Annotated in this window: 22 protein-coding genes; 16 read left to right on the top strand and 6 right to left on the bottom strand. The window is 51.5% G+C overall.

Annotated features, from left to right (window positions below; all coding sequences use genetic code 11):
- Positions 1 to 29 precede the first annotated feature (29 nt).
- Positions 30 to 1,811, bottom strand: a complete 1,782-nt coding sequence (locus ACGHZ6_RS02990; protein ID WP_390617305.1) for a carboxyl transferase domain-containing protein — start codon at positions 1,809 to 1,811, stop codon at positions 30 to 32.
- A 451-nt stretch (positions 1,812 to 2,262) separates the two neighbouring features.
- Between ACGHZ6_RS02990 and ACGHZ6_RS02985 the strand changes: the two genes are divergently transcribed.
- The 11 genes from ACGHZ6_RS02985 to gspM all read left to right on the top strand — a co-directional run bounded on the left by ACGHZ6_RS02985 (position 2,263) and on the right by gspM (position 12,687).
- Positions 2,263 to 2,874 (top strand): type II secretion system protein N, encoded by a 612-nt coding sequence (locus ACGHZ6_RS02985; RefSeq protein WP_390617304.1) that lies wholly within the window; start codon positions 2,263 to 2,265, stop codon positions 2,872 to 2,874.
- Between the two features lie 4 nt (positions 2,875 to 2,878).
- Positions 2,879 to 4,822: a type II secretion system secretin GspD gene (gspD, locus tag ACGHZ6_RS02980; RefSeq protein ID WP_390617303.1), complete on the top strand. Its 1,944-nt coding sequence runs from the start codon at positions 2,879 to 2,881 to the stop codon at positions 4,820 to 4,822.
- Positions 4,815 to 6,356 carry a type II secretion system ATPase GspE gene (gene gspE / locus ACGHZ6_RS02975; protein WP_390617302.1) on the top strand — a complete coding sequence of 514 codons (1,542 nt, stop codon included), beginning with the start codon at positions 4,815 to 4,817 and terminating at the stop codon, positions 6,354 to 6,356. Before gspD ends, gspE begins: the two co-directional genes overlap by 8 nt.
- A 19-nt stretch (positions 6,357 to 6,375) precedes the next feature.
- Positions 6,376 to 7,602, top strand: a complete 1,227-nt coding sequence (gene gspF, locus ACGHZ6_RS02970; protein ID WP_390617301.1) for a type II secretion system inner membrane protein GspF — start codon at positions 6,376 to 6,378, stop codon at positions 7,600 to 7,602.
- Between the two features lie 141 nt (positions 7,603 to 7,743).
- A complete protein-coding gene (gene gspG, locus ACGHZ6_RS02965) occupies positions 7,744 to 8,184 on the top strand; it encodes a type II secretion system major pseudopilin GspG (RefSeq protein WP_390617300.1) in 441 nt (146 codons plus the stop codon).
- Positions 8,185 to 8,199: 15 nt separating this feature from the next.
- A complete protein-coding gene (gene gspH / locus ACGHZ6_RS02960) occupies positions 8,200 to 8,775 on the top strand; it encodes a type II secretion system minor pseudopilin GspH (RefSeq protein ID WP_390617299.1) in 576 nt (191 codons plus the stop codon).
- Positions 8,765 to 9,148 carry a type II secretion system minor pseudopilin GspI gene (gene gspI / locus ACGHZ6_RS02955; RefSeq protein ID WP_390617298.1) on the top strand — a complete coding sequence of 128 codons (384 nt, stop codon included), beginning with the start codon at positions 8,765 to 8,767 and terminating at the stop codon, positions 9,146 to 9,148. Before gspH ends, gspI begins: the two co-directional genes overlap by 11 nt.
- A gap of 14 nt (positions 9,149 to 9,162) precedes the next feature.
- Positions 9,163 to 9,819: a type II secretion system minor pseudopilin GspJ gene (gspJ, locus tag ACGHZ6_RS02950; RefSeq protein WP_390617297.1), complete on the top strand. Its 657-nt coding sequence runs from the start codon at positions 9,163 to 9,165 to the stop codon at positions 9,817 to 9,819.
- Positions 9,819 to 10,829: a type II secretion system minor pseudopilin GspK gene (gspK, locus tag ACGHZ6_RS02945; protein ID WP_390617296.1), complete on the top strand. Its 1,011-nt coding sequence runs from the start codon at positions 9,819 to 9,821 to the stop codon at positions 10,827 to 10,829. Before gspJ ends, gspK begins: the two co-directional genes overlap by 1 nt.
- Before the next feature lie 35 nt (positions 10,830 to 10,864).
- A complete protein-coding gene (gene gspL, locus ACGHZ6_RS02940) occupies positions 10,865 to 12,172 on the top strand; it encodes a type II secretion system protein GspL (RefSeq protein WP_390617295.1) in 1,308 nt (435 codons plus the stop codon).
- A complete protein-coding gene (gspM, locus tag ACGHZ6_RS02935) occupies positions 12,172 to 12,687 on the top strand; it encodes a type II secretion system protein GspM (protein WP_390617294.1) in 516 nt (171 codons plus the stop codon). Before gspL ends, gspM begins: the two co-directional genes overlap by 1 nt.
- A gap of 69 nt (positions 12,688 to 12,756) precedes the next feature.
- Here gspM and ACGHZ6_RS02930 read toward each other — a convergent pair whose 3' ends face one another.
- The 4 genes from ACGHZ6_RS02930 to ACGHZ6_RS02915 all read right to left on the bottom strand — a co-directional run bounded on the left by ACGHZ6_RS02930 (position 12,757) and on the right by ACGHZ6_RS02915 (position 17,388).
- A complete protein-coding gene (locus tag ACGHZ6_RS02930) occupies positions 12,757 to 13,554 on the bottom strand; it encodes a hypothetical protein (RefSeq protein ID WP_390617293.1) in 798 nt (265 codons plus the stop codon).
- A 231-nt stretch (positions 13,555 to 13,785) separates the two neighbouring features.
- Positions 13,786 to 14,739 (bottom strand): EF-P lysine aminoacylase EpmA, encoded by a 954-nt coding sequence (gene epmA, locus ACGHZ6_RS02925; protein WP_390617292.1) that lies wholly within the window; start codon positions 14,737 to 14,739, stop codon positions 13,786 to 13,788.
- A gap of 182 nt (positions 14,740 to 14,921) precedes the next feature.
- On the bottom strand, positions 14,922 to 15,491 hold the full coding sequence (gene efp, locus ACGHZ6_RS02920) for an elongation factor P (RefSeq protein ID WP_390617290.1): 570 nt from the start codon (positions 15,489 to 15,491) through the stop codon (positions 14,922 to 14,924).
- Between the two features lie 190 nt (positions 15,492 to 15,681).
- On the bottom strand, positions 15,682 to 17,388 hold the full coding sequence (locus ACGHZ6_RS02915; protein WP_390617289.1) for an amidohydrolase: 1,707 nt from the start codon (positions 17,386 to 17,388) through the stop codon (positions 15,682 to 15,684).
- Positions 17,389 to 17,500: 112 nt separating this feature from the next.
- Between ACGHZ6_RS02915 and ACGHZ6_RS02910 the strand changes: the two genes are divergently transcribed.
- The 4 genes from ACGHZ6_RS02910 (at position 17,501) to ACGHZ6_RS02895 (ending at position 23,472) form a co-directional block, all read left to right on the top strand.
- Positions 17,501 to 18,142, top strand: coding sequence for a PadR family transcriptional regulator (locus ACGHZ6_RS02910; RefSeq protein WP_390617288.1), 642 nt, complete (start codon positions 17,501 to 17,503; stop codon positions 18,140 to 18,142).
- Positions 18,143 to 18,202: 60 nt separating this feature from the next.
- Positions 18,203 to 19,219 (top strand): EF-P beta-lysylation protein EpmB, encoded by a 1,017-nt coding sequence (gene epmB / locus ACGHZ6_RS02905; RefSeq protein ID WP_390617287.1) that lies wholly within the window; start codon positions 18,203 to 18,205, stop codon positions 19,217 to 19,219.
- A 136-nt stretch (positions 19,220 to 19,355) separates the two neighbouring features.
- Complete coding sequence (locus tag ACGHZ6_RS02900) at positions 19,356 to 21,110, top strand: hypothetical protein (RefSeq protein WP_390617286.1); 1,755 nt, start codon at positions 19,356 to 19,358, stop codon at positions 21,108 to 21,110.
- 262 nt (positions 21,111 to 21,372) lie between these two features.
- Positions 21,373 to 23,472: an EAL domain-containing protein gene (locus ACGHZ6_RS02895; RefSeq protein ID WP_390617285.1), complete on the top strand. Its 2,100-nt coding sequence runs from the start codon at positions 21,373 to 21,375 to the stop codon at positions 23,470 to 23,472.
- Between the two features lie 135 nt (positions 23,473 to 23,607).
- On the opposite strand, the gene serB is transcribed toward ACGHZ6_RS02895, so the two are convergent.
- Positions 23,608 to 24,816, bottom strand: coding sequence for a phosphoserine phosphatase SerB (serB, locus tag ACGHZ6_RS02890; protein ID WP_390617284.1), 1,209 nt, complete (start codon positions 24,814 to 24,816; stop codon positions 23,608 to 23,610).
- Positions 24,817 to 25,068: 252 nt separating this feature from the next.
- On the opposite strand from serB, the gene ACGHZ6_RS02885 reads away from it, so the two are divergent.
- On the top strand, positions 25,069 to 26,253 hold the full coding sequence (locus tag ACGHZ6_RS02885; RefSeq protein ID WP_390617282.1) for a hypothetical protein: 1,185 nt from the start codon (positions 25,069 to 25,071) through the stop codon (positions 26,251 to 26,253).
- The last annotated feature ends 153 nt before the right edge of the window (positions 26,254 to 26,406 follow it).

The raw sequence follows: 26,406 nt of genomic DNA, 5'->3' as shown, positions 1-26,406 counted from the left end.
CCCTGGAGCAAACCTCCAGGGTTAATTGCTTACGCAATAGCGTTGACGACCATTCTGCGCGTGTCAGCGGGATCAATTACGCCATCAATTTCCAAGAACGCAGCTGCTTCTGTGGCTTTGCCTCTTTCGTACATAGCCGCCAGTAATTCTTCAAATAAGGCATCACGCTCTTCATCGGTTGCCGCGGCTTCCAGTTCTTTTTTAAAGCCCAAACGCACAGCGCCTTCCAACCCCATCGCGCCAAATTCACCGGTGGGCCAGGCGGCGCTGTAAATGGATTTTGCAAAAGAACCACCGGCCATAGCCATGGCACCCAGGCCGTAGGCTTTGCGCAGGAAGATGGTGACGATGGGCACACGCATTTTTGCACCGGCGGTGAACATGGAACCCATGCGACGGGCGGCGCCTTCTTTTTCACTGTCGGGGCCGACCATAAATCCTGGGGTGTCACACAGGGACAACAATGGAATACCAAAGTCGCTACACAGCGTCATAAATTCTCCGGCCTTTTCTGCTGCGACTGTGTCGATGGCACCGCCGAGGACTTTACAGTCGTTACAGATTACACCGAAGGGTTTACCTTCAATGCGGATAAAACCGGTGATAATCGCTGCACCATAATCGCGTCGCAGTTCGGTGAAGGATAATTTGTCGGCCAGCGAGGTAATAATGTTGCGCACGTCGTAAGTAAAACGGCGGTCTTCCGGCAACAGGGTTCGCAACTGGGCCTGCTCGCTGCAGTGCCAGGTATCGATTGGGCCCTGGAAATAACCGAGCACTTTTTTCGCCAGCGCTGTTGCGTGGGCTTCATCGTCGGCAACGATATCCACAACACCGTTGCTTGATTGCACATCAATGGGGCCTATGTCGGTGGCGGCAAAGCTGCCCAGGCCACCACCTTCAATCATCGCCGGGCCGGCCATACCAATCCAGGATTCCTTGGTGGCAATGGTAATATCCGCACCGCCAAACAGTGCCGCATTACCGGCAAAGTTATAACCGTTGGCCACAGCAATACGCGGTACCTGCCCACTCAATTCTGACCAGGCCACCCAGGTCATTAAATGCAAACCACCAATTTGGGTTTGTACATCGGTATCGCCGGGGCGGCCACCGCCACCTTCGGTATACATAATCACGGGCAGCTGCTGCTCTTTGGCCACTTCCAGCATGCGGTCAATTTTGTGGTGATGAAAATAACCCTGAGTGCCCGCCAGTACCGAGTAGTCGTTAATCACCAGTGCCGTGCGACTGGTTTTGCCGGGGAACTGTTTACTATTAATAGAAGCCGTACCGGTGATAACACCGTCAGCGGCGGTGCGGGTTTTCAGGTCTTCGTAATCGCGCCGACCTCGCTGGGCGGCCACCGCCATTTGGCCGTATTCAACAAAGGTTTCCGGGTCGGCCAAATCTGCAAGGTTTTCACGGGCGGTGCGGAAGCCTCGCTTATGGCGCTTGGCCACATCGCTTTCACGGCCAGTGTCGAGGGTTTGGGTCACCCGCGCATAATAATCTTGCAGCGCCGGGTTTAGGGTCTCAGGAGTATCAGCCTCAGCTTCGGCAGCCTTATCAATGCCACTATCATCCAGCGGCAACACGTCCATCACAGCATCGTCTTTTTGCAGGGTCTGGCCTTCACTGACATACAGCTGCTTTACCTGCCCTGCCATCGGCGCCTTGATTTGTGTCTGTACTTTCATGGACTCTACCAGGGCAACAACCGCCCCACGGCTGACGCTATCCCCCACCTTGACCAAGACTTGTACAACCACAGACGCCACCGGCGCTTTAATACTGACTCTATTCGGCATGTTCCCCTCCCTTTATATGCCCGGCATTATGGCATGGTCGACGGCGAGTTACTTACCCCAGGCTGACTGGGTGTTCATTTACCCCCACGTTATATCACTCCCGCCAAGCGTTGCTGCACAAATAACTACCTATCCCAATATACCGCTTTGAAATCAATGGGTTATGACCTGTTTCAGCGCATTAACACAGATTAGGCACCTTGAGCATTTGTAAGAACTGGCATTTATCTTTAACCCAGAGCTGGTACATTGAGAGTCAGCCAAGCATGGCGTGGGGTATACCCTTTCTGATGATGGAATAAAGGCCTGAAAATCCGTAGAATTGGCTGTTCGAAGCGCCAAAAGCGCTGAAAAGCCAACGGATTGCCAGTGGTTTGGCCCAAAACCTAACCGCTGAAGCTAATAAAAACAAAAGAAACAACGCCATGCTAGCCAGTGGCAAGGGTTATTGATGTTTACATCCACTTACACGCCGTCTGTGAATACCCGCGGGAGCGCTGCCATCGCATTATGGCTGTGCCTACTGGGCAGTGTTGGCGCGCTGGGCTGGACGCTTTATAAAGACATCACCACAACCCGCATTACCCCTCAGGCAGCAGCCAATCCAAGTGTTCAGCTATCCCAATCCCCTGTAGAACCGGTCAACTTCAGCGCGGTGCAATTATTTGGCGTTGCCAGTATACAACCGACGGCAGTGGCACAGCAGGATATTCCTGACACCCGCTTAAAGCTTGAACTCAAAGGTGCATTTAGCAGTAGCGATACCAGTCGCGCCAGTGCCTTGGTTTCTGAAAAGGGGAAAACAGCCAAGCGTTACTATGTGAATGAAAGCCTGCCCGGCGGTGCCGTATTAACCCAGGTCAGCAGTGATCACATCACCCTGTCGCGCGGCGGTCAGCTGGAAATATTACGTTTCCCCAAACCGGTTAGCAGCGGTGTAACCACACCGCAAAGTTTTGCGGCTAATAATGCTGCACCAGCACCGCGTCGTAACAGCAATACAAATTCACGGACCGAATCTATTAAAGAGCGCTTAATGCGCCTTCGTCAAAATAAGAATTAATCACATGAACGTCGTACTTTCTAAGTCGGCCCTGCGCCGATATACGCTTGCTACTGCCATCGCCCTGGGGCTATCTGCTAGCAGTTTGCCTTTTAGCAATAGCGCTTTTGCCCAACAAACACAACCGTCTGCTGCAACAAGCGAAACCGTTACCCTGGCGCTGGACAATGCCGACGTTCGCGATCTGATCCGCTGGGCTCAGGACGTTACCCAGAAAAGCATTATTGTTCACCCCAATGTAAAGGGTAAGGTCACAGTCATGGCCGGCGACCCCATGACGCGCGGTGAAGCCTATCAGGTATTTTTATCAGTATTACAGGTACACGGTTTTGCCACGGTTGAAACCGACAACTCGTTAAAAATTATTCCCGACGCCCTGGCCAAACAATCTTCCGTCCCCCTGATCGAAAAGCAAAATCAGTCAGGCCAGGAAGATGTGGTTGTACGTATTCTCAAAGTTAGAAACGTTTCCGCCACCCAGCTGGTTAATTTATTGCGCCCGCTGGTGCCACAGGTGAGTCACCTGGCCGCCTACCCTGCCACCAATGCACTAATCATTGCCGATCGCGCCAGTAATATTGGCAAGGTGATGGAGATAGTCTCGCGCCTGGACAAGGTCGGCGTGGTGGATATTGAACTGCTGCCGCTGGAGTTTGCCAGCGCCAAAGAAGTGCTCAGTGTAATCAACAAGCTACTGCCTAAAGCGCAGGGTAAAGGAGCGGAAGGCGCCAGCGGTTTACAGCTGGCGGTTGATGAGCGCTCCAACAGTTTACTGCTCACGGGTGACCCCGCCACACGCCAGCAAATTCGCAAACTGGTAAAACGCCTGGACCAACCGCTGTCCGGTGAAGGCAATACTCAGGTATTCCACTTAAATTACGCCAACGCCAAAGATCTGGTGGAAGTACTGGAGAGCGTCAGCGGTAGCGTCCAGAAAAACGAGAAAGACCAAAGTACCGCCAATATCGAAGTAAGCATTAAAGCCAATGAAGCGCTGAATGCATTGATTGTTACCGCACCACCTTCGGTACTGAACACCATGAAAGGTGTGATAGCCAAACTGGATGTGCGTCGCCCGCAGGTACTGGTTGAAGCGTTAATTGTTGAAGTGAACGAAGATTTGGGTCATGACTTTGGCGTTGAGTGGTCAACCGATTCCAATGCCAATGTTCGCGGTGGCTTTAGTGCCTTCCCCACCATTACCTCGCGCCCGGATTTACCACCCGATCTCACGTTTAATTCCGGTTTTAATCTAGGCTACTTCCGCGGTGGTGAATTGCGCGCATTGATTAATGCCCTGGCCACTGAATCCCAAGCCAATATTTTATCCACGCCGACCATTATGGCGCTGGACAATGAAGAAGCCAGTATTCTGGTGGGCCAGAATGTCCCCTTTATTACTGGCAGTGAAGCCCGCGAAGGTGACGACCCTTTCCAAACCATTGAACGGCAGGATGTGGGCATCACCTTAAAAGTTAAACCACGCATCAATCGCGACAACTCCGTAACACTGGATATTGAACAAAGCGTGGAAAGTGTGACCGAAAGCGCCGAAGCCTCTGACATTATTACCAATAAACGCGAAATCAAAACCCGCGTCTTGATTGGCAATAACGAAACTCTGGTACTGGGCGGCCTGATTCGCGATGAAGTGGAAGAGGCGGAAAAGAAAGTGCCTTTCCTCGGTGATATTCCGGTAATGGGCAGACTGTTTAAAAGTACCAGCACCAATACCGTAAAACGTAATTTGATGGTGTTTATTCACCCGACGATTTTGGCCGAAGCCGACAGTGGTTACGAGTTAACCCGCGAGCGCTACTTCGACATGCAAGATCGCCAGCGCAACTTCCGCAAGAAAATTGAAACCTATTTTGTTCCTGGTGAGCTACCGGTTTTACCTGACTTAGACGCTGAAACCAAAAATGCCAAAGAGGCAAACAATGAGTGAGGCCGCAACAGATACCAGCGATGAGCTAAGCTCACCTGCGACTGAAGCCCCACAACTGCCTTTTGGTTTTGCCAAACGTTTTGGTGTAGTGGTAGGCGTAGATGCCAACGATTCTACGGTCTATTGCCGCGAGCCCTTGCCACTTAATATCATTGCCGAAGTGCAGCGCAACCTAGGCCTGACATTAGGCTGGCAACTGCGTTTTGTCCAAGTCGATGCCGCCGAGTTTGATACCCTGCTAGCCCGCGCCTACGAGCGCGATTCCAGCCAGGCTATGCAAATGGTAGAAGGCCTGGGCGATGAAATGGATTTAGCCAGCCTGGCCGATTCAGTACCCGAAACCGAAGACCTGCTGGAGCAGGAAGACGACGCCCCGATTATCCGCCTGATTAATGCCCTGCTGAGCGAAGCCATTAAACAAGGCGCCTCCGATATTCATATCGAAACCTTTGAACGCCGTTTGGTGGTACGTTTTCGGGTCGACGGTATGTTGCGTGAAATCGTGCAGCCCAAACGTGCACTGGCACCATTACTGGTTTCACGTATCAAGGTGATGTCAAAACTGGATATCGCCGAAAAACGTGTACCGCAAGATGGCCGCATTTCCCTGCGCATTGGTGGCCGCGAAGTGGATGTGCGGGTTTCTACTATGCCGTCCAACAGTGGCGAGCGAGTGGTGCTGCGTTTGCTGGATAAACAGGCAGGCCGCCTGGATTTATCCCACCTGGGCATGCAACCCCGCGATAAAGCATTGTTTGCCGAACTGCTGCACCACCCGCACGGTATTTTATTGGTGACCGGCCCCACCGGCTCCGGTAAAACCACCACCCTGTACGCGGGCCTGAGCAGCATTAACACCAACCACAAAAATATTCTTACCGTCGAAGACCCGATCGAATATCAACTGGAAGGCATTGGCCAAACGCAGGTTAACACCAAAGCCGATATGACCTTTGCCCGCAGTCTGCGCGCCATGTTGCGTCAGGATCCGGATGTGGTGATGGTGGGCGAGATCCGCGATTTGGAAACCGTCGAGATTGCGATTCAAGCCAGTTTAACCGGCCATTTGGTGCTTTCTACGCTACATACCAATACCGCTGTCGGCGCCATTACCCGTTTGGCTGATATGGGTGTTGAACCCTTCTTATTATCCTCCAGTGTGATTGGTATTTTGGCGCAGCGACTGGTACGGATTCTGTGCCCACATTGTAAAGAAGCGCACACAGCTGATGAGGCCGAGTGTGAATTCCTCGGTGTCGATGTCTCTCAACCTCAATCTCAACCTCCTACTCTGTATCGCCCCAAAGGCTGCGATGAATGTAATCAGCAAGGCTACAGCGGTCGAACCGGTATTTACGAGTTAATCGCTATTGATGATGAATTACGCACACTTATTCACAACGGTGCCGCCGAAGCCGAACTGATTGCCAGCGCGCGACGTAAAGGCCCCAGTATTCGTGACGACGGGCGCGCCCGTATTCTCAACGGTGAAACCACGGTTGAAGAAGTCTTGCGCGTGACGCAAGAAGGCTAAGGGAAGTTAAGGGCGCATTATGGCTGTATTCGACTACCAGGCACTTAATACCCAAGGCCAAACCCGCAAGGGCAGCATGGAAGCCGACAGTGCGCGCCAGGCACGCCAGCAATTGCGCGATCAAGGTTTAATTCCTCTGTTACTGGAAGAAGCCGCCGAAAAACATCAGGGCCGCAAGTTTTCCCTAAGCGGTTTTAAGATCAGCGGCCCTACACTCAGTGCCCGTGAGCTTGCTCTGGTAACCCGCCAACTGGCGACACTGATTCAATCGGCATTGCCACTGGAAGAATCCCTGGCCGCCATTGCGCAACAAAGTGAAAGCGCGCGGGTAAAAAGTTTAATGCTGGCGGTGCGCAGTAAAGTGCTGGAAGGCCATTCACTGGCCAATAGTTTGGGAGAATTCCCTCGCGCCTTTCCCAAACTCTATCGCGCCACCGTGGCAGCTGGCGAACACTCCGGCCATCTCGACAAGGTCATGAACCGTCTGGCCGACCATACCGAAACCAGCCATGCCTTCCGCCAAAAAGTACAAATGGCGATGGTATACCCTATTTTGCTGTTAGTGATGGCTGTTGCCATTGTTGCGGGTTTGATGGTTTATGTTGTGCCGGATGTGATTAAAGTATTTGTTGGTACCGGACAGGAGCTTCCAGCACTGACTCGCGGCCTGGTGGCCATCAGCGATTTTATTGGCACCTGGGGCTGGCTCTGCCTACCCGTTATCTTATTACTGGCTGTTGGCGGTGGCGCCTTGTTACGGCAGCCACATATTCGTCTGCGTTTTCACCGCCAGCTACTGCACTTTCCTTTTATTAAACGTTTAAGCCGCGGTTTTAATGCCGCACGCTACGCCAGCACCCTGAGTATTTTAAGCAGCAGTGGTGTTCCGTTAGTCGACGGTATGAAGATTGCCACCCAGGTACTCAGTAATGAATTCCTGAAGGACAAATTACAAACCGCCACACAGCAGGTGACCGAAGGTGGTAGCTTGCACCAGGCCTTGGACGATACCGGTTACTTTCCACCGATGATGTTGCACATGATCGCCAGCGGCGAAGCCAGTGGTGAGTTAGATTCTATGCTGGAACGCACAGCTTCTCATCAGGAAAGTGATTTACAGAATTTTATTACCGTAGTTGTCGGGTTGTTTGAACCCATCATGCTGCTGTTTATGGGCGTAACGGTCATGCTGATTGTTATGGCGATCCTGTTGCCTATTTTAAATTTGAACCAATTGGTGGGGTAACTTACGTTGTCATTCCTGCGCAGGCAGGAATCCAGTGTCCTTAAGCTCCTACGCAAAAGACACTAGGCTCCTGCCTACGCAGGAGCGACGAGCAAGTAAGCAGCCACCGAGAAAGTATAGTATCTATTTAGAGAGTGAATTATGAATACTAAAAAACAAAAGGGATTTACCTTAATCGAAATTATGGTTGTCGTGGTTATTCTCGGCATCCTGGGTGCCTTGGTGGTACCGAATATTTTGGGGCGCACCGGTGAAGCCCGTGCTACAGCGGCGAAAAGTGATATCCAAAGTATCAGCAATGCCCTGGATCTTTATAAACTCGATAATCACAGCTACCCAAGTACCGATCAGGGACTTGAAGCACTGGTAACACAACCCAGCGGTTACCCTGAAGCCAAAAACTGGAACCCGGACGGTTACTTAAAGCGCTTGCCACAAGACCCATGGGGCAATGATTACCAGTATGTTAGCCCTGGCAGTAACGGTGCCTTCGACTTGTACTCTCTGGGTGCCGACAGCCGTGAAGGTGGTGAAGGTGATGCTGCCGACGTCACCAACTGGGATGCCGATTCCCGGCAGTAATGCCTCAATATCGCCATGGCCTGCCACTCTCTTTCCGCACGACAGAATAAGCCATCACGCCATGGCGGCTTTACTCTGCTGGAAATTCTGGTGGTGGTCACCATTATTGGTATTCTTGCCGGGCTGGCGACACTCGCCATTGGCGGTACCGACAGACGCGAACTGCAGCATGAAGCCCAGCGTTTGCATCAACTCTTCAACCTGGCCACAGACGAAGCCACTTTTAATCACAGCAACTTTGGTTTTAGCCTGACTGAAACAGGCTATGCTTTTTTTCGCTTTGACGAAGATAAAGAACAGTGGCTTTCACTCGATGAAAAACCCTGGCGAGCCTATACCCTGCCGCCGTTTGCCAAGCTGAATTTAGAACTGCAGGGTGAAGCTGGCACACTTGGAGACGCACGTGGGGACGCATTTAGGGATAAGAACAACAAGAATTCCCAACAACCTACCGTCATGATTTTGGCCAGTGGGGAGTTAACGCCGTTTCGTATTGAATTTTCCCTGCGCGAAGAAGCCACACAACTCGCATTGATTAGCTCCGATGGTTTTAATCTTCCCTCCCTGCAGCTGGGAGGCAATGATGATTAAAACAGGCCAACGCGGTTTTACCCTTTTAGAAGTCTTAGTGGCTCTGGCTATTTTTGCCGTATGTGCAGCCACCCTGTTAAAACAAAGTGGCCAGGCTACTCGGCAGGCTCACACGCTGGAAACTCGCACCCTGGCCAACTGGATTGCCCAAAACCGCTTACAGGCGTTACGTTTAGAACCCAACAATCTGCGCCCCGGCAATCAGTCGCAAGTCAGTGAATATGCCCGGCGTCGCTGGCAGGTGCATACACAGACACATACCACCAGTACACCAACGCTATTTCGTATCGTCGTCACTGTTACTGAAGAAACCAGTACTGGTGACAGCGCATCTGCACCCTTCTCCCTCAGCGGCTTTATTGGCAAGCACTAACGGGAGAATATGACATGACGAAGCGAAACCTATCAGGCTTTACTCTACTGGAGTTAATGATTGCCTTAAGCATATTTTCGGTGATGGGACTTGCCGCCTATCGACTGTTAAGCGGGGAAACCCATTTGCAATCAGAACTGCAACAACACAGCCAGCAATTGCAACAATGGCAACGCGGCATGCGCCGCTTAACCGTCGATTTACAACAAATCGCTCCTCGCCCGGTTCGCCTTGAATACGGCGATACGGAAGCTGCACTGATTGGTAACAGCGACAGCCTTCACTTTACCCGCTACGGCTGGAGCAACCCACTACATAAAACCCGCAGCCAACTGCAGCGCATTGAATTACGCTTGGCCAGCGCTGAAGATTCTGACACACGTTTTTTACAACGTGTTAGTTGGGCTGTACTCGATCGCGCACCGGACTCAGAACCTTTATCACAACACCTGCTGCCCAAGATAAACGATATCAGCTGGCGTTATATGGACGACGAAAAGCAGTGGCATAGCCAATGGCCCACTTCAGCGTCCACAGGCAATGAGTCAGAAAGTTCTTCATCAAAAACAGAAAAACTGCCGCTAGCCATCGAAGTCACCTTGCAAAGCGAACAGTTTGGTGAGGTTACCCGACTGGTAGTGTTGCGCTCTTTTGTAGAGGATAAAACCTGATGCAAAAGATTCACAGCCGACCATATCGCCAACAGGGCGTGGCCTTAATCACCATTATGTTGATTTTTACCATCGTCACAGTGATGGTAACTTCTGCGGTCAGCCGTGGCAGCCTTGATATCCGCCGTACCAGTTTTTTGTTAAGCGATAGCCAGGCGTTTGAATATGCCCTGGGTGGTGAAGCCCTGGCCCGCCAATGGTTATACGAAGACCTGATGGGTGAAAATCGCCAGCCTCACGACCATACCGGTGAGCGCTGGTATCAAGCCAACGTCTTTGAGCCAGAGCTGGGCCGTATTCGCCTGGTTATTCGCGATATGGAATCTCGCTTTAATCTAAACAATCTGGTCGACAGCGAAGGCAAAACCAATAGCGAAGCCCTAGCCACACTGCGTAACCTGCTTAACGAATTACAACTCAACCCGGATCTCGCCATACAACTGGCAGACTGGATTGACAGCAACCAGAACCCACAAACCTTCGATAGCGAAGACACCCACTTCTTGGGCCAGGAGCCGGCTTATCGCAGTGCCGATCAGCATATCGCCGACACCTCCGAGCTGTTGTCATTGGGCCGCTTAACTAAAACCGAATGGCAAACACTCGAACCCTTTATTACCAGTGTTAAAGCAACCACACTGATTAATCCCAATACCGCCAGTGCCACGATACTATCCAGCCTCAACAGTAAACTGGATGGATCAAAAGTGGTTAATGAACGGGAGAGTAAGGAAAGCGGTTTTACCACCGTGGAAGAATTTATGGCCGCTGATAGCACCGCAGGTGTTGAGCTTAAAGCCGAAACCTTCTCTGTAACCAGCGAATATTTTGAGGTCTGGACCCACGCCAGTTTTACCGAGCGCAACCTGTATCTGCGTAGCCAACTTCATCGCGACCGAACTTCCGGTACAATCACCTTATTGGGGCGCAGCTTGCAACGCCCGCCCAAGCTGATTCGCGAGCGTTTGCAACAACTTGACTCTCAAGTATCCGATAGCACGGAGACTTGATCATACAATGAATAAAAACTGTCAGCGGCAACACTATGCTAATAAGTGAGATAGCGAAAAATACACAAAGCGATCACCTTCTGATTCACCTGCCGGTGGATTTTGAAGCCTCGCCAGAAAGCAGCACTATTGGCTGGGTGCATATCCCAGCAGGGGCTGAGGCTGCGCAATGCCCCTGGCAACACAGCACGCTATCGGAGTTGCCAACACTGAGCGATAGCAGCTTGATCACCGTGCTGATTCCGACAGAATGGTTACTGCTGAGCAAGGTGGACCTACCCCAGCCATTCTCAAGTAAACAGCGCAAGCAACTCCTACAGGCGCTGCCATTTTTAGTTGAAGAACAGCTTGCCGCAGATATCGAAGAACAGCACCTTGCGATCTCGAACATTCAAAATCAGCAGGTAGATATTGCTGTTATTGAACGTCAACGCCTGCAAAATCTTCTGGCTTGCCTGCAAGACTATCAGCTAGCTGCTGATGCCCTGATACCCGATGCACTGACACTGCCTATTAACGCCGACAATGCATCTTCAGCCAGCCTATTGCTGGAACCAACACGTGCCAGCTTGCGTACTAGCGCCAACACTGCTGTCAGCATTGATCAAAACAACCTCGCAGCATTACTCGACAGCTGGGAACCCAATGGCAGTGATGGCGAGCTGACTGTACTGAGTACTGATGCTGCCCGCCTGGAAAGCCATCGCGTACAATTGCAAACCAGTGCCAGCGCGAGCGGAATAGATTTACACATTACAGACACCAGCGATTACACCATAAGCTCTACGATTACAGACTGGCAAACGGATCTTAACTTGCTGCAAGGTGAATTTGCGGCAACTAAAAAGCAGGCGAAAACCCATACCAATTTACGCCTGCCTGCCATCGCCGCCTCGGTAGGCGTAGTACTCTACGTTGGCTACCTGCTGGCAAGCGGCATGTATTTTTCCTGGCAAGCCGACAAACAATATCAGGACACCCTGGCCCTGTATCGCAGCTACTTCCCCAGCGACCGCCGCATCGTTAACGTTCGCACTCAAACCCGCAATCACCTTAGCGGCAGCCATGCCCAACAGGGCGATCAGTTCCTCAACCTATTGGGACAATTTATTAAGCAATGGCAACCACAAGCCAGTGATTTGCAGATGCAACAAATTCGCTTTAATCGCCAACGCAGCGAACTGATTATCGAGCTTAACAGCAAATCCATTGATCAACTCGACCAGCTGCGCAACCAACTGAGCAGCCAGGGATTAAACTCAGAACTGCTATCTGCCATTGAAGAAAACCAGGGTATTCGTGGCCGTATAAAACTCACTACGAAAAATGGAGGCCAGAGCTAATGTCTGAAGCAAAAAACCAACTACTGGCCGCACTGCAACCCTACCGCCAACGCTGGCAACAATTGGGCGACCGTGACCGCCTGGCCCTGAGCTTACTGGGCGGATTTTTTGCCGTGCTGATTATGCTGTACGGCATTATTCTGCCCAGCTACGACTTCCATCAGCAATCCCGTGACCGCTATCTGGCTGACACAGAATTGCTACACTGGCTGCAAAATCAAGAAACAGCTGTACAACAAATTCAACAGCTGCCAGCCAAACAATCCCGCCCAACAAACCAGTCGCCACTAACCTTTGTTACCCAAAGCGCCAAACAGCATCAATTGAGTTTAAAGCGCGTCCAACCGGAAGGTAGTAAAAAACTGCGACTGTGGCTGGAGGCCGCTCCGATGGATAAAACCCTGGCCTGGTTAAAAAGCCTAACCGAAGGCGGTTTGGTGATTGACGATATCAGTATCGAGCGTCAACCGCAGCCGGGACTGGCGAATATTCGGGCGACCTTAATCACTCGCTAACCAAAACAAACGATCACAAAAAAGCCAGGCATAAGCCTGGCTTTTTACATTCAGACGTCCGATGTAAAATTATTCACCGGGCAGGTATGACTCCAATTGATAGTCATAACCGCTGACAACCAATACGCGCCTTACAACACCGATATCACGACAGAGTGTATTAGCTTCTAACGCCCTTAAGGTTGGCATTCCTTCTGAACCTGCCGATTCCTCGCGCACGGAGACCGTCACACAATCCTCAAACGTTCCCGCTGGCACCGTCACGGAATCCAGCTTTGATAACAAGGTACTGGTACGCAATACCGTCACCGTATTTAACGGGTTGCCCTGAAAGCGATCTTCTACGCTATAAACTCCGCCCCAGCTTTCACCAATACGTACTTTCTGTGGAAAAAACTGAACCGTTGGCGAATAAGTTTGTTCAAAACCAGGAATTTGCGGTACCTGCATAACATTGACTGCCAACCCTTCACCTTCCGATATAGGTTTATAGCTAATAGCTAAATCATAACCACAGGGAGCACCCGTCACAGAATTGGAGTGACTAATATTATGGGTAAGCACATCATCGGTCCAACGAGCCTGCACCAAACGATTGTCACACTCTCCCGGAGCATTGTGCCCATTTTGATCAACCAAGCGGCGGTCATAATTGTTGTTAAAGAAATTATACTCGTCGATATCAACAACATCTGGCTGTGCATCCGCCAGTTCTTCGACAATCCCCGTTAACTCTTTGAAGTCCTGAAAATGTTGTTTAATAAACGAGAAGGGGCCTTTATTCCAGCGGTGGTTATCAGCCCAGGCAGCCGAAGCCGCAAGTGATAAAGATAAAGTAATGGCAGAAAATTGAAGCGCTTTGCGCATTTGACTACTCCCTTAGAAAATTCCATGGTTATTTATTATTGTATCTATCTTGCAAGAACAAGACGCGCATTAAGGTTAGCACAGCCAGTTTTTATCGCCAACAACAAGAAAAGCACGCCAGTGGCGTGCTACAAATCGAGGTTTTAGGCAAATTTAAGCAGAAGAGTTGGCAGCTTTCACAACGAAAGCTCACATTGAATAGTGTAAAAGCATCAACATTACAGAGCGAATTTAAACGCGACTAAAAGGAAATGCCAACACCTGCTCCAGCGAATCAACACCCTGCTGCAACATTAATAAACGATCCACCCCCAAAGCTACACCTGCAGCATCCGGCATACCGTTAGCCAATGCATCCAATAGCAAGCCGTCACTTGGGTTATTTGGTAAATTCAATTCCTGACGACGTAACTGATCCTGCTTAAAGCGCTCAGCCTGCTCCTGAACATCGGTCAACTCCCAATAACCGTTGGCCAACTCAATGCCTTTTACATAAGCCTCAAAACGCTTTGCGACTTTTTGTCCGCGGCGATCTTTTTCAATTCGGGCCAAGGCACATTGACTGGCTGGGTAGTCATATATAAAGACCAACCCTTCACCCAACTGTGGCTCGATCACATGGGTCATTAAAATATCGAGCCAAGTATCGCGGTTATCGTCATCCCAATCGAGTTCAACGTGCTGCTTTGCTAAGGCTCGTAAAGTTTCCAAACTGGCGGAGTGTGGATCAATCGATAAAACGCGCTGAAAAATGTCGCGATAACTTAATCGTTCAACCGAAGTAATTGGCATCACCTGCTGAATCAGCGCCTCGACTTCATCCATCAATTGGTGATCGTCAAACCCCGGTCGGTACCATTCCAGCATGGTAAATTCCGGATTGTGTTTACGCCCCACTTCGCCATTACGGAACGCCTTACCCAAACTGAAAATCGGTCCACTGCCAGCGCACAACAAGCGCTTCATAAAAAATTCGGGGGAGGTCTGCAGGAAGACATCGTCATCACCGCAGCGGGCAACAATGGAATCGATATGCGGGTCGGTTACTGTGGCTTTGGCCAATACCGGAACGTCGATTTCCAACACATTGCGTTGCGCGAAAAAATTGCGAAGGGTTTGATAGAGCGCGGCACGTGCGCGAAGTTGTTCAAGACTGGCAGAGGGCAGCCAAAAAGATGGAGTCATAGGAGTATCCAGAAAGGAAAATCCCCGCCCTTATAATACGCCCCTGCATAAATACAGGGGCGATTACTCAGCATTAATATCGAAGGCCACAGGATACCCAATGCACTCGCTTTGCTCGCGGGGCAGGCTCTTCCCGCCTACGCGGGAATGACATTAATGTAACTTGTGCCAAGACGTGAAATTTAGTCCTTGGCGCGGCCCAGATATTCACCGGTACGGGTATCAACGCGGATCACGTCACCTTCGTTCATAAACAAAGGTACTTTAACCACGGCGCCAGTCGATAGAGTCGCAGGCTTGGTGCCACCTTGAGCGGTATCACCTTTCAGGCCTGGATCAGTTTCTACAACTGCCAGCTCAACATGGTTAGGCGGTGTTACGGCCAGAGGCGCACCGTTAAACAGGGTAACAACAACGGTGTCCTGCTCTTTCAGCCACTTGGCGGCATCGCCTACGGCTTTTTCGTCAGCCTGGTGCTGCTCAAAGGTAGACGGCTCCATAAAGTGCCAGAACTCACCGTCGGTGTAGAGGTACTCCATGTCGTGATCCATCACATCGGCGGCTTCCAGGGTTTCGCCGGACTTAAAGGTACGCTCCCACTGGCGACCGGTGGTCAGGTTCTTCAACTTAACACGGTTGAAGGCCTGGCCCTTACCTGGCTTAACAAACTCGTTATCCACGATGGCACAGGGATCGCCATCGAGCATTACTTTCATACCGCTACGGAATTCATTGGTGGAAAATGTACCCATTATGTTTCTCGCTATATCAACTTACGCAGACCGCTCAGAGCCGCCGATAACTTACTGTTTTTAAAGGCTTATTACTTACAAACAGCTCGCAAGCAAAAGCCGTAGAGGCACAGGCCGAGCCTTCACCTCTAATAAAGTGGCGCTATTGTACAGCAAGCCAGCAGTGAAGATAACCGAGAGTGAACAGGCCCTAGGAGCCTTTGTTATAAATCTCCAACCCGGCCACATAGGTGCGCTCCACCTTGATATCCTTCAGGGTTTTGGGAAACAGCAACGGGTTCTTATCGAGTACTACCAAATCCGCCTGCTTGCCCGCCTCGATAGAGCCTAGGTCCTGCTCACGGAAAATCTGCCAGGCAGCTTCAATGGTCACCGCCCGCAGGGCCTCCATCACCGTCAAGCGCTGATGTTCACCGACCACAAACCCCGAGCGGGTCTCGCGATTGACCGCACTCCACACCAAAAACAGAGGCTCCATAGGCACGATCGGTGTATCCAGATGAATGGTATAGGGCAGATCAATATTGGCCGCCGATCGGGCAGGGCTCATATTGGCAGCACGTTCGGGCCCCATAAAAATGTTGCGGTGTCTGTCTCCCCAATAGTAAGTATGGGCGGAGAAAAAGCTTGGGGTTATCCCCAGTTCTTTCATCGCCAATAGCTGATCCTCGCGGGCCATTTGCGCGTGAATCAAAATCAAACGCGGGTCCGCAACCGGATGCTTCTGCTGGGCTTCAGTAAAGGCGGTAATAATGTCATCCATAGCGCCGTCACCATTGCCATGAATAGCCATTTGAAAGCCCGCGCGATGGTATTTTTCAACCCAATCTCTCAGCTCCGGCAGTGGCGTACGCGGATAACCGCGATAATCTTCATCACCATGAAATGGCTGGTGGTAAGGCTTGGACAAATAACCGGTATAGCCTTGAATACTGCCATCGGCGATTAACTTAATCGCCCCGACGTTAAACAAGTCAGTGTCATAATCGGCGACCGCTTCAGGCGTCTCAAGCAACTCCGCCCCCCACTCATCAAACAGCGGCCACACCTCCAGACGGAAAGGAATCAACCCCAAACGGCTGGCCAGGGACAAGCCCTCACCCAGCATTTTTGGTGTTGCTCCACTTTGCGCCGTGGTTACCCCCTGGGATGCATATTCATCTGCGGCATAGCTCAGCATTTTTAAAAACTTGATGGCGCTAATATCTGTTGCCTGCATCTGCAGATCTACTGCAGCGGTTTCTTCCAGTAAACCGTTTAAACGCCCTTCGCTGTCACGACCGTAAACACCGCCCTCAGGGTCAGCACTTTCCTGACTAATACCCGCCATTGCCAGGGCGCGGGAATTGGCCACCGCCAAGTGACCCGATGCATGCATCAGCAATACTGGTCGATCTGAAGCCACCATATCCAGTTCATCACGGCTTGGATGGCGCTTTTCGGCCAACAGGGTATCGTCATAACCATAGCCAAATACCCATTCATCCTCAGCCACTTGCGCAGCCTCATGGCCAACCCGCTTCAACAACTGGTCGATGGATTTCACAGAACCTATCGGTGGGCTAGCCAGGTTTATGGCAAAAGCGTCCATCCCTGATCCTGGAAAATGCCCGTGAGCATCAATAAAACCCGGCATCAGGGTTTTACCTTGCAGATCATGAATCACAGCATCTGGCCCGGCTAACGCCTTAATGGCATCACTGCTGCCAACGGCAGCTATGCGGTCACCTTCAAGCAGCACCGCTTCAGCCTGATTATTTTGCCTATCCATGGTCAGCACCACACCATTGATAAAGGCCTGACTGGCCTCTGGCGCTGGCCGCTTAAACACCTGATAAGCGGTGATAACAACCACAAGCGAGAGCAATAACCCGCCAAGTAACAGCTTTTTAACCATATTTATTCATCCCGCACAAATACTCTCAAAAGGAGTATCTTCAGAATATACAGAATACTCCCAGCGGGAGTAAAGTGTTAAAATCCCCGCCTCAACAACTAGATCCCTAGCCATGGCTCAATTAACAACAACGTCTTATGCATTGCTGGCCCTGTTGGCCCGCCGCCCCTGGACGGCCTACGATATTACCCAGTATATGAAGCTCAGCCCGCTACGTAGGGTGTGGCCTAAAGCTGAAAGCCGTATCTATGCCGAACCCAAACGCCTGTTAACCGAAGGCCTGGCCGAAGCCAATGAGCAATACAACGGCAAACGCAAAAGCACGGTCTACAGCATTACCGATGCCGGGCGGGAAGCCCTAAGCCAGTGGCTAAAAAGTCCCAGTGGCCACCTGGAGTACAAATACGAAATTCTGGTGAAATTGCTTAGTGCCGATCACGGCACACGCGAGGATGTTCGCGCCCTATTGGATGAGGCCAAAGAGCAAGCCCTGCTTGAAGCGCAGCTACTGAGAGAAGGCTTGGAGATTGTGTTGGAACAGGGTTTTAAAATGCCGGAAATGGCGGAATTTAATACCTGGATTATGCGTTTCATTATTAGAGATGTACAAGGCCGCCTGCAGTGGATCGCTGAGATGCGCCAACGTCTGCCGGAGCTTGCCGCCAAGGCTCCCGGTGGGGACGAAGCCAAAGCCCGCAAAATCTATCACGAAGAAATCCAATACCTGGACCAACTTCTGGAGCGCGACTGGTAGAATGGCCAGCTTGCATCAACTATCTGCATCAACATTTTTTAAGCCGGGTACCGCAGCCACATGATTCCCCAAACCCTACAGGTTAGTCAGCTTGCCAGCTGGCAAGACGAACTTAATAACCTGATTCGCTCCCCTGAAGAACTGTTTGATTTATTGCAGCTGCCGCAAGACGGTTTGGAGCAGGCTCGCCTGGCCTGCAAGGATTTCCCCCTGCGTGTACCACGCCCCTATGCCAGCCGCATTCAGCCGGGAAACTTGCAAGACCCGCTTTTACAACAGGTTTTGCCTTTAGGTGCCGAACTGCAAGCCGCCCCCGGCTACAGCCATGACCCGTTGGAAGAGGCCGACAGCAATCCCGTTGCCGGGCTTATCCACAAGTACAAAAGCCGGGTTTTGCTGATCACCTCACCGAGCTGCGCTATTCACTGTCGCTACTGCTTCCGTCGCCACTTTCCCTACGACGAAAACAAACCGGGACGCAGCCAGTGGCAACAGGCTCTCGATTATATCGCTGCCGACAATGCTATTAATGAAGTCATCTACAGCGGTGGCGATCCTCTAAGCAGCAACGACAAACAACTCGCCTGGTTAACCCAACAGATCGCCGCCATCCCTCATATTAAGCGTCTAAGGATTCATACCCGCTTGCCGATAATGATCCCGCAGCGCATAACTGCTGACTGCCTGCGTTGGTTAAGTGAAACTCGCCTGCAGACAATCATGGTGCTACATATCAACCATGCCCAGGAGATTGACGACGACGTCAGAGGTGCGCTGGCCAAGCTGCAACAACACGGGGTCACCCTGTTAAATCAGGCAGTACTGTTAAAGGGCATTAATGATGAGCTAAGCACCCAGGTAGCGCTTAGTGAGAGCCTGTTTGCCAGTGGCGTGCTGCCCTATTACCTGCATTTGCTGGATAAGGTCGAAGGGGCTGCGCATTTTGATATCCGTCGTGACCAGGCATTAAAACTGCATAAAGCCATGCAGGCACAGCTACCCGGTTTTTTGGTGCCTAAACTGGTACAGGAAGTTGCTGGAGCCCCCTCGAAGGTCATGGTCGAAGCCGGTGGCTAAGACTGTCGCCTAATTCAACCTACAGGGGTAGAATGGCTGGCAGCATTTGTAGGTTTGGCCAAAATACCGTATGTTTTCGGGCTAGCCTGAATAGATAACTATAATGAATATATGGACTTAGCGATAATCGACCGGAATGAACGCCGATAAGCACCTACTTTCCCTGCTGGCTAATCTCAAGCTGCCTACCCAGGAGCTCAGCACCCTGAGCTTTTGTCAGAGCAGTAAAGCTGATCGCGTGCGTCGCTGGGCCGAGGAGCTGCCCGCCACACGTATTACGCAAACCAGTGCCATGCTGTATCAGGCGCTGCCGGAAGTCACACGCCTTAAAACGCCCGCAGACAATCGCCTGGCCATGCTGGAAAGTTTACGCCCTTATGTGCAGCAATGTATTCAGGGGCTGGCGAAAAGCTTCCTTAATCAACCGCTGATTCTGCCTGAAGGCGCCATGAAAACAGCCGTTGTAGCCCAGGCCCTGCAAAAGCACATGAGCAATGGCTATATGCTGGCCGCCAAGGAATACCTGCTTAAACCTGAAAAATTTCGCAAGACTCACACTGAACAGATATCGCTGAGCCTGCATCGTGCCTTGACCGGCATGGGCCTGCAACTGCTGCGCAGCTACCAGCTATACACCCAGGCTCCGATTCAATTGTGGGCCGAAAGCCACACCTTGTACCGCGTGGCCGAAGAAGAAAATCTGCTCAAACATCCCGTTAACGATGAGCTGCTGGAACAAGCTAAAGCCAATACCATTGAGCAGGTTTATATGCGCATGCTGCTACTGAGCTGCGCCAATTCCAATCAGCTTAACCAAACCGATGTTGGCATTCTGTATCGCGCTCTGGAAGAGTGGAGTAAACACGTTCATCTGAGCCAGGAACCCGATAACAATATTTTTGCCGTCAACCTCTCAGGCAATATGCCGCCCAATTACAGCAAGCGCTTTAACACCGACGGTCAGGTTGAACTTCGCACACTGGATCTGGACAGTTTGAATTACGAACTGAACCAACTGGCAAAAGGCCAGGCCAGCCATAAAATCAAACGCCCGCCACTGATGAACGAGGCACTGTTTAAACACTGCCTCAAGGTATGGGGCCAGATTCACGAGCGGGATAATGCCCGGCGCCCCGCTACCGGCGGCATGGATGTTATTGTCGGCCTAAGTGCTCTGCACTTCTACACCTGTGAAGAACAGGAGTTTCACGCCTTTCTGCATCACCCCAAACAACGCAGTAAAGCGGTCAAGAAATCCCCGGATTTTAACGCCGCCAAACTTGCCACAGAACACGATCCCTGGGCCCAGGCGTTTGTCAGCGATGTAGAACCACCGGGTAAAGCCCCGCATATGGCGGACGAAGAAGCCCGGGAAATGTACCCCATCCACAAGGTCGAACGCATTGATGCCAGCCCCGGCGGCTACTGCCTGCAATGGCATGAGGCCATCCCATCACAGGTACGTTCCGGTGAACTGCTGGGCTTGCGCGAACCTAACCGCAAGCACTGGAATATCGGTGTTATTCGCTGGGTCAAACAAAACCGCGGCGGCACCCTGCTGGGCATTCAACTGCTGGCCCCTAACGCCGAAGCTTACGCCATTCAATTAATTAACAAGAGCGGTGAGAACGGTGAATTTATGCGGGCGCTATTTTTACCCGCCAATAAAGCCCTCAAGCAACAGGCCTCGCTGCTCGCTCCCTCTGTGCCCTTCCAGGCGCAGAACAAGGTCCGACTGAACCATCACGGCATTACGGATACTGCCCACCTGACCGAGTGCATTTTCTCGACCAGTGCCATGAGTCAGTTCTACTTCCGTCAACTGGAAAACACGAGCGGAGAGGGTCAGGCTCAGCAACAACAAGCTGACGATTTCAACTCCGACTGGTAAGTCATCTCAACAATTGGGTCTAAAATGTAATACAGGTCTCAGACCCGACAAGATAATTGATATAAAGCATTGCGATCTAATCGGTCTCAAGTACTATGTCAAAATTCAGACTATCGACTAGAATTGATAACTGGTTGATATAAAAGATGTGCGGCAGCGCAAACTATTTACGTGTTGCGCTACTCACCACGCAATGACGCAATTCGGCGCCTGAAATACGCGCGGTTAAGGACAATCCGTAAGGATACTGGTTACAAGCTGTATGAACCCAAACGATACCATCCGCCTGCTGATTCTTAACGACTCCCGTTCTGAAGCAGAGCGCCTGATCAGCATGCTCAACAATGCTGGCCGCCCCAACCGCGCCCAGCATGTCGACAGCGAGGAAGCACTTACTAAGCTTCTGCAGGACCAGGCCTGGGATCTGCTCATTGGCCACGATAAAACCACCAATGTTGAGCCACACAACGCCGTCCGCCAAATTAAGCGCCTGGGCAAAGATGTGCCCATGATATTGCTCACCGACGAGGAAGGCAGCCAGGCAGTGGTTGAAGGCATCAAGGCCGGCGCGACCGATGTTGTGCAACTCGATGAAGACCAACACCTGCTGTTGGTTATCAGCCGCGAACTGGAAAACCGCGAGCAACGCCAACAGCGTCGTCGCTCCGATCGCCGTCTGAAAGAAGCCGAACGCCGCAGCCAGCAATTGCTCGACAGTTCCCGCGATGCCATTGCCTATGTGCAGGACGGCATGTATCTGTACGCCAACCAATCCTTTGCCGAAGACTTTGGCTACGACGATATTGACGATATCGAATGTATGCCCGTCATCGATATGGTGAGCGAAGCTGACCAGGACAAGGTCAAACAATTCCTTAAGGATTTTGCCCTAAAAGGTGAAGAGGCGGAGCTGACGGAACTGTCCTTTAATGGCATCACCCAAGACGAAAGCGAACGCCCACTTACCATCAAGATTGCCAACGCTATCTACGATGAAGAACCCTGTGTCCAGTTCCTGATCCCCGCCAAACAGGCAGGTGACAGCGAGGAGCTGGCCGCCGAACTGCAGAAAATTAAAGACCAGGATCTGGTCACCGGTCTCTTCAACCGCACCTATCTGATCGAACAGCTGGAACTGGCTGTCGATAAAGCCGCCCACGGTGAAGCCCACGGCGCCCTGATTTATCTGGAAATCGACCGCTTTGAAGAGCAGGTGCATTCAGTGATGAGCGCTGCAGACTCCGATCTGGTGCTGGGTGATATTGCCGCCTTACTGGGTAAGTACAGCCGCGACGATGAAACCCTGGCGCGCTTCGGCGATGACAACTATATGCTGCTAATCCCCAGCATCAAAGCCGATCAAGCCCTGGCGCGAGCCCACGAAATATCCAGCGCCATGGCCGACCATATTGTCGACATCGATAACAAAACGCTACAGCTGTCCCTCAGTATTGGTATCGCACTGATTAACGAAACGGCCAACAAAGGCCAGGAAATCATCGATCAAACCAAAAAGGCTGCCACCAGCAGCGGGGAAGACAAAGCCGAGAACGAACCCCATATTGCGCTCTACGAGCCTGAGATCAGCGATGAAGAGCGCAGTGAGCAGGATGTCATCAAAGCCGTTCAGGCCGCCTTGGACAACAACCGTTTCCGTTTACTGTTCCAGCCCATTATCAGCTTGCGCGGCTCCGAAACCGAGCACTACGAAGTCCTGCTGCGTATGCTCAATGATAATGACGAGGAAATCTCACCCAATGAATTCCTCGACGCAGCAGCAAGCGTGGGCCTGAGTACCAAAATTGATCGCTGGGTAATTCTGGAAGCGATTAAAATCCTGTCGGAGCACCGCGGCAAAGGCAACAACACACACCTGATCGTAAACCTCAGCCATCAATCCCTGTGCGATGACAGTCTGCTGGCCTGGCTCGGCGTTGCCTTTAAAGCCGCCAAACTGCCCCATGACAGCCTGATCTTCCAGTGTGGCGAAGTTGATATCACCAATCACCTCAACGCCGCCAAAGCCTTCTTCGCAGGGCTGGCGGAGATGAAGAGCAAGAGCTCGATCAGTAACTTTGGCTGTTCACTGAATCCGTTTAACACACTTAAGCATGTGGATTGCGATTACGTGAAAGTCGACGGTTCCTTCACCCAGGATATTCAAAAGCACAACGAAGATCCGGAAACCCTGTCCAACCTGATCAAACAGCTACACGAATCGGAAAAAATCACCGTCGTGCCCTTTGTGGAAAACGCCAATGTTCTCTCCACCCTGTGGCAGGCTGGCGTTCACTATATTCAGGGGCACTACCTGCAGGGACCTGCAGCGGAGATGAGTTACGACTTCAATATGGAAGGCTAATTCGGAAGTGCGGTGCTAACTGGGGTCCGACCCTGCGGGTCGTACCCCACGTAAGAATACCCAAGCTCTGTCGCTTCGAATGGGGTCTGACCCGCAGGGTCAGACCCCGGACATCAGTACCCCACCTAAGAAAACCTAAACGTCGCGGTCGCGGAAACCGATCAAGTACAGAATGGCATCCAGTCCCAGGTTGGAAATAGACTGCTTCGCCGACGCCTTCACCAACGGCTTGGCGCGGAAGGCAATACCCAAGCCAGCAATACTCAACATGGGTAAATCATTGGCTCCATCACCCACAGCAATCACCTGCTCCAGCGAAATATTTTCCTTCGCCGCCAGCTCGCGCAGCAACTCGGCTTTACGCTCGCCGTTAACCACGGTGCCTTTAACCTCGCCTGTCACCTTGCCGTCGACAATGTCCAGCTCATTGGCATAGACATAATCGATACCCAGCTTTTCCTGCAGGTAACGGCCAAAGTAATTAAAACCACCAGAGAGAATGGCGGTTTTATAACCCAGGTTACGCAAGGTACTGATCAGATGCGCAGCCCCTTCGGTGATAGACAATTGCTCAGCGATCTCCGCCAGCACACTTTCGTCCAGGCCTTTAAGCAGCGCCATACGCTTGGCAAAGCTCTCGTTAAAGTCCAGCTCACCGCGCATGGCCGCTTCGGTGATTTCCACCACCTGCTCACCAACTCCTGCCGCCTTGGCCAGCTCATCGATCACTTCGGCTTCGATCAAGGTGGAATCCATATCGAAACACACCAGGCGACGATTGCGACGGAAGATATTGTCTTCCTGGAAAGCCACATCGGCGTCTAACCGACTGGAGAGTTCCATAAAATCACTGCGCAGCTCACCCAGGTCTGCCGGTGTGCCGCGTGCAGAAAACTCGACACAGGCCTTGGAATACTCATCGACCTCATTGAGGCTAATACGCCCGGACAGGCGATTAATATTATCGATATTTAATCCGTGCTTGGCCGCTACCGCCGTCACTTCAGAAATCTGTCCCGCAGTCACCTTGCGTGATAGCAGGGTGACGATATGGCGATCTTTACCCTGATGCGTCACCCACTCGGCGTAGCGATCTTCACTGATAGGTTCAAAGCGAACCTGCATGCCCATATCGTGAGCCCGCAGCAACACATCCTTAAACACAGGGGAAGACTCGCTTTCCGGCGGTACTTCCACCAGCAAGCCCAGGCTCAAGCTATCGTGAATGACCGCCTGACCGATATCCAGAATATTGGCTTGGTACTTGGCCAGGATGGAGGTAATAGCAGACGTTACACCGGGCTTATCTTCACCGGTCACACTGATTAATAGAATCTCTTTCACAAACGGGCTTCTTTACACTGATGCGTTTAACTGGCCATAAATTGACCGCTTTTGTCGCTGGCCACTATTTTCCTCGCCACGTCATTATCATCCGATAAAATAAATGGCACAAAACAATAGGCACGAACGCCAAACACTGATTAAATTGGCCATCCCTGCAGGGTGGCCCGCGCTATTGTAGCTTAGTCAGCCTCACAAGATAACTCACATAATAACAACGATAACTAAACGCGGGACTGCCAGCCCAGTATTATGAAGCCCATAGCCGCCCTTTTCAGCCGCTCACCCTGGCTGCCGCTTTGCCTAGGCCTATTACTCGGTATTGTTGCCGCCACTGGCCTGCAGTTAAGCACTCAGCAACAAACGCTGGCACAGCAGGATGAACACTATGGCCAGGCGCTGGCTGCACTGGCTGCTCGCCAGGCGGTAGACGCCACCCTTAACCATGACCTGGTTAGCCTGCAGGTGATCCTGCGCGATATCGCCGAAAACCCACGTATCGACAACGCTACCATCCACGATGTGGAAAACCGTTTACTGGTACAGGCCGGCAGCACCCCCAACCTCAATGCCAGCCCCGATGCCCTGAACTTCAGTGCGCCGATTACCTTTCACAACAGCGTTGCCGGTTATGTCACCCTGTCCCTGCAACAACCCGATCACGCGACCATTGCCCCCGTCACTCTCAGCTTGGGGCTGATCGTACTGATTGCCATACTGATCATCGGCGCCAAACCTGCAAGAAACAACCAAACGGCAAACAATTCAACAGACGATTCGGCCGACAATAGCCACCAAGAAACCCCAACAAAGTCCAACCCCGCAGGCAGCATCCCCATCGCCAACCTGAAACCGATGATGAGCGATATGCCCGCCAAAAAGCACACGGTGGATCTAAACCTTTACCTTAAAAACCTCAGCGACCTCAAGCGTCAACTCAGCAGCCCACTGCTAAAACAGTTACTCGACAGCCTTGAACAACAGGTAAAAGGCGTATGCGCCCTCTATAAAGGGCAGGTACAAGCCCAGGTAAATTCCGCCCACAGCCATATCCAGATTAAATTCCGCGGTGCCGATATCGACAGCAGCGCCTTTAACGCCCTGTGCTGCGCCCACCTGTTGCAGCGCTTTTCTGATACCCAAAGCAAAGGCATTAAGCTGCAACTCAACGCCAGCATTACCCCCGAACGACAAAGCCACTCACTTATGGAGCAAATTAGTGGCCATGAGCAATTGCTGGCCCACGAATCACTGATTACCTCCCAAACCGCGGGTAGCCTGTTAATTGAGCAAGCCCTGTTCGATAACGCGGCCCTGGAAGATCGCATCCAAAGCACTGACCTCAATCAATACTGGCTACAGGTTGAACAGGTCCAAGCCCCTTACTCGGAATTACTCGACAAGCAGTTCGAGCAATTAAAAGAATTGCATTCTTGAGCAGCCTTTCAACTTTTCTTTCCGTAAATATGAAACAATGTGACTGACCGGTCACTGTTTTTGCTAGGAAAATAGTTTTTTAGCGATTACTCTAAAAACCGACACCACAGATTATTGCCGGTATACGAGAGTGCAACATTAATACCGAGCAAT

Source organism: Maricurvus nonylphenolicus (assembly GCF_042854845.1).
Taxonomy (GTDB): domain Bacteria; phylum Pseudomonadota; class Gammaproteobacteria; order Pseudomonadales; family Cellvibrionaceae; genus Maricurvus; species Maricurvus nonylphenolicus.
Note: the sequence above shows the minus strand (reverse complement) of the source record. Positions and strands in the feature narration are given on the sequence as shown.

Bases quoted from the DNA above. Each gene is read 5' to 3' on its own strand.
- epmA (WP_390617292.1), bottom strand. From the start codon at position 14,739: ATGACTCCATCTTTTTGGCTGCCCTCTGCCAGTCTTGAACAACTTCGC.
- gspH (WP_390617299.1), top strand. From the start codon at position 8,200: ATGGCCTGCCACTCTCTTTCCGCACGACAGAATAAGCCATCACGCCAT.
- ACGHZ6_RS02900 (WP_390617286.1), top strand. From the start codon at position 19,356: ATGAACGCCGATAAGCACCTACTTTCCCTGCTGGCTAATCTCAAGCTG.
- gspM (WP_390617294.1), top strand. From the start codon at position 12,172: ATGTCTGAAGCAAAAAACCAACTACTGGCCGCACTGCAACCCTACCGC.
- gspK (WP_390617296.1), top strand. From the start codon at position 9,819: ATGCAAAAGATTCACAGCCGACCATATCGCCAACAGGGCGTGGCCTTA.
- ACGHZ6_RS02910 (WP_390617288.1), top strand. From the start codon at position 17,501: ATGGCTCAATTAACAACAACGTCTTATGCATTGCTGGCCCTGTTGGCC.
- gspD (WP_390617303.1), top strand. From the start codon at position 2,879: ATGAACGTCGTACTTTCTAAGTCGGCCCTGCGCCGATATACGCTTGCT.
- gspE (WP_390617302.1), top strand. From the start codon at position 4,815: ATGAGTGAGGCCGCAACAGATACCAGCGATGAGCTAAGCTCACCTGCG.
- gspG (WP_390617300.1), top strand. From the start codon at position 7,744: ATGAATACTAAAAAACAAAAGGGATTTACCTTAATCGAAATTATGGTT.
- ACGHZ6_RS02885 (WP_390617282.1), top strand. From the start codon at position 25,069: ATGAAGCCCATAGCCGCCCTTTTCAGCCGCTCACCCTGGCTGCCGCTT.
- gspF (WP_390617301.1), top strand. From the start codon at position 6,376: ATGGCTGTATTCGACTACCAGGCACTTAATACCCAAGGCCAAACCCGC.
- ACGHZ6_RS02990 (WP_390617305.1), bottom strand. From the start codon at position 1,811: ATGCCGAATAGAGTCAGTATTAAAGCGCCGGTGGCGTCTGTGGTTGTA.
- gspL (WP_390617295.1), top strand. From the start codon at position 10,865: ATGCTAATAAGTGAGATAGCGAAAAATACACAAAGCGATCACCTTCTG.
- epmB (WP_390617287.1), top strand. From the start codon at position 18,203: ATGATTCCCCAAACCCTACAGGTTAGTCAGCTTGCCAGCTGGCAAGAC.
- gspI (WP_390617298.1), top strand. From the start codon at position 8,765: ATGATGATTAAAACAGGCCAACGCGGTTTTACCCTTTTAGAAGTCTTA.
- efp (WP_390617290.1), bottom strand. From the start codon at position 15,491: ATGGGTACATTTTCCACCAATGAATTCCGTAGCGGTATGAAAGTAATG.
- ACGHZ6_RS02895 (WP_390617285.1), top strand. From the start codon at position 21,373: ATGAACCCAAACGATACCATCCGCCTGCTGATTCTTAACGACTCCCGT.
- ACGHZ6_RS02930 (WP_390617293.1), bottom strand. From the start codon at position 13,554: ATGCGCAAAGCGCTTCAATTTTCTGCCATTACTTTATCTTTATCACTT.
- ACGHZ6_RS02915 (WP_390617289.1), bottom strand. From the start codon at position 17,388: ATGGTTAAAAAGCTGTTACTTGGCGGGTTATTGCTCTCGCTTGTGGTT.
- ACGHZ6_RS02985 (WP_390617304.1), top strand. From the start codon at position 2,263: ATGTTTACATCCACTTACACGCCGTCTGTGAATACCCGCGGGAGCGCT.
- gspJ (WP_390617297.1), top strand. From the start codon at position 9,163: ATGACGAAGCGAAACCTATCAGGCTTTACTCTACTGGAGTTAATGATT.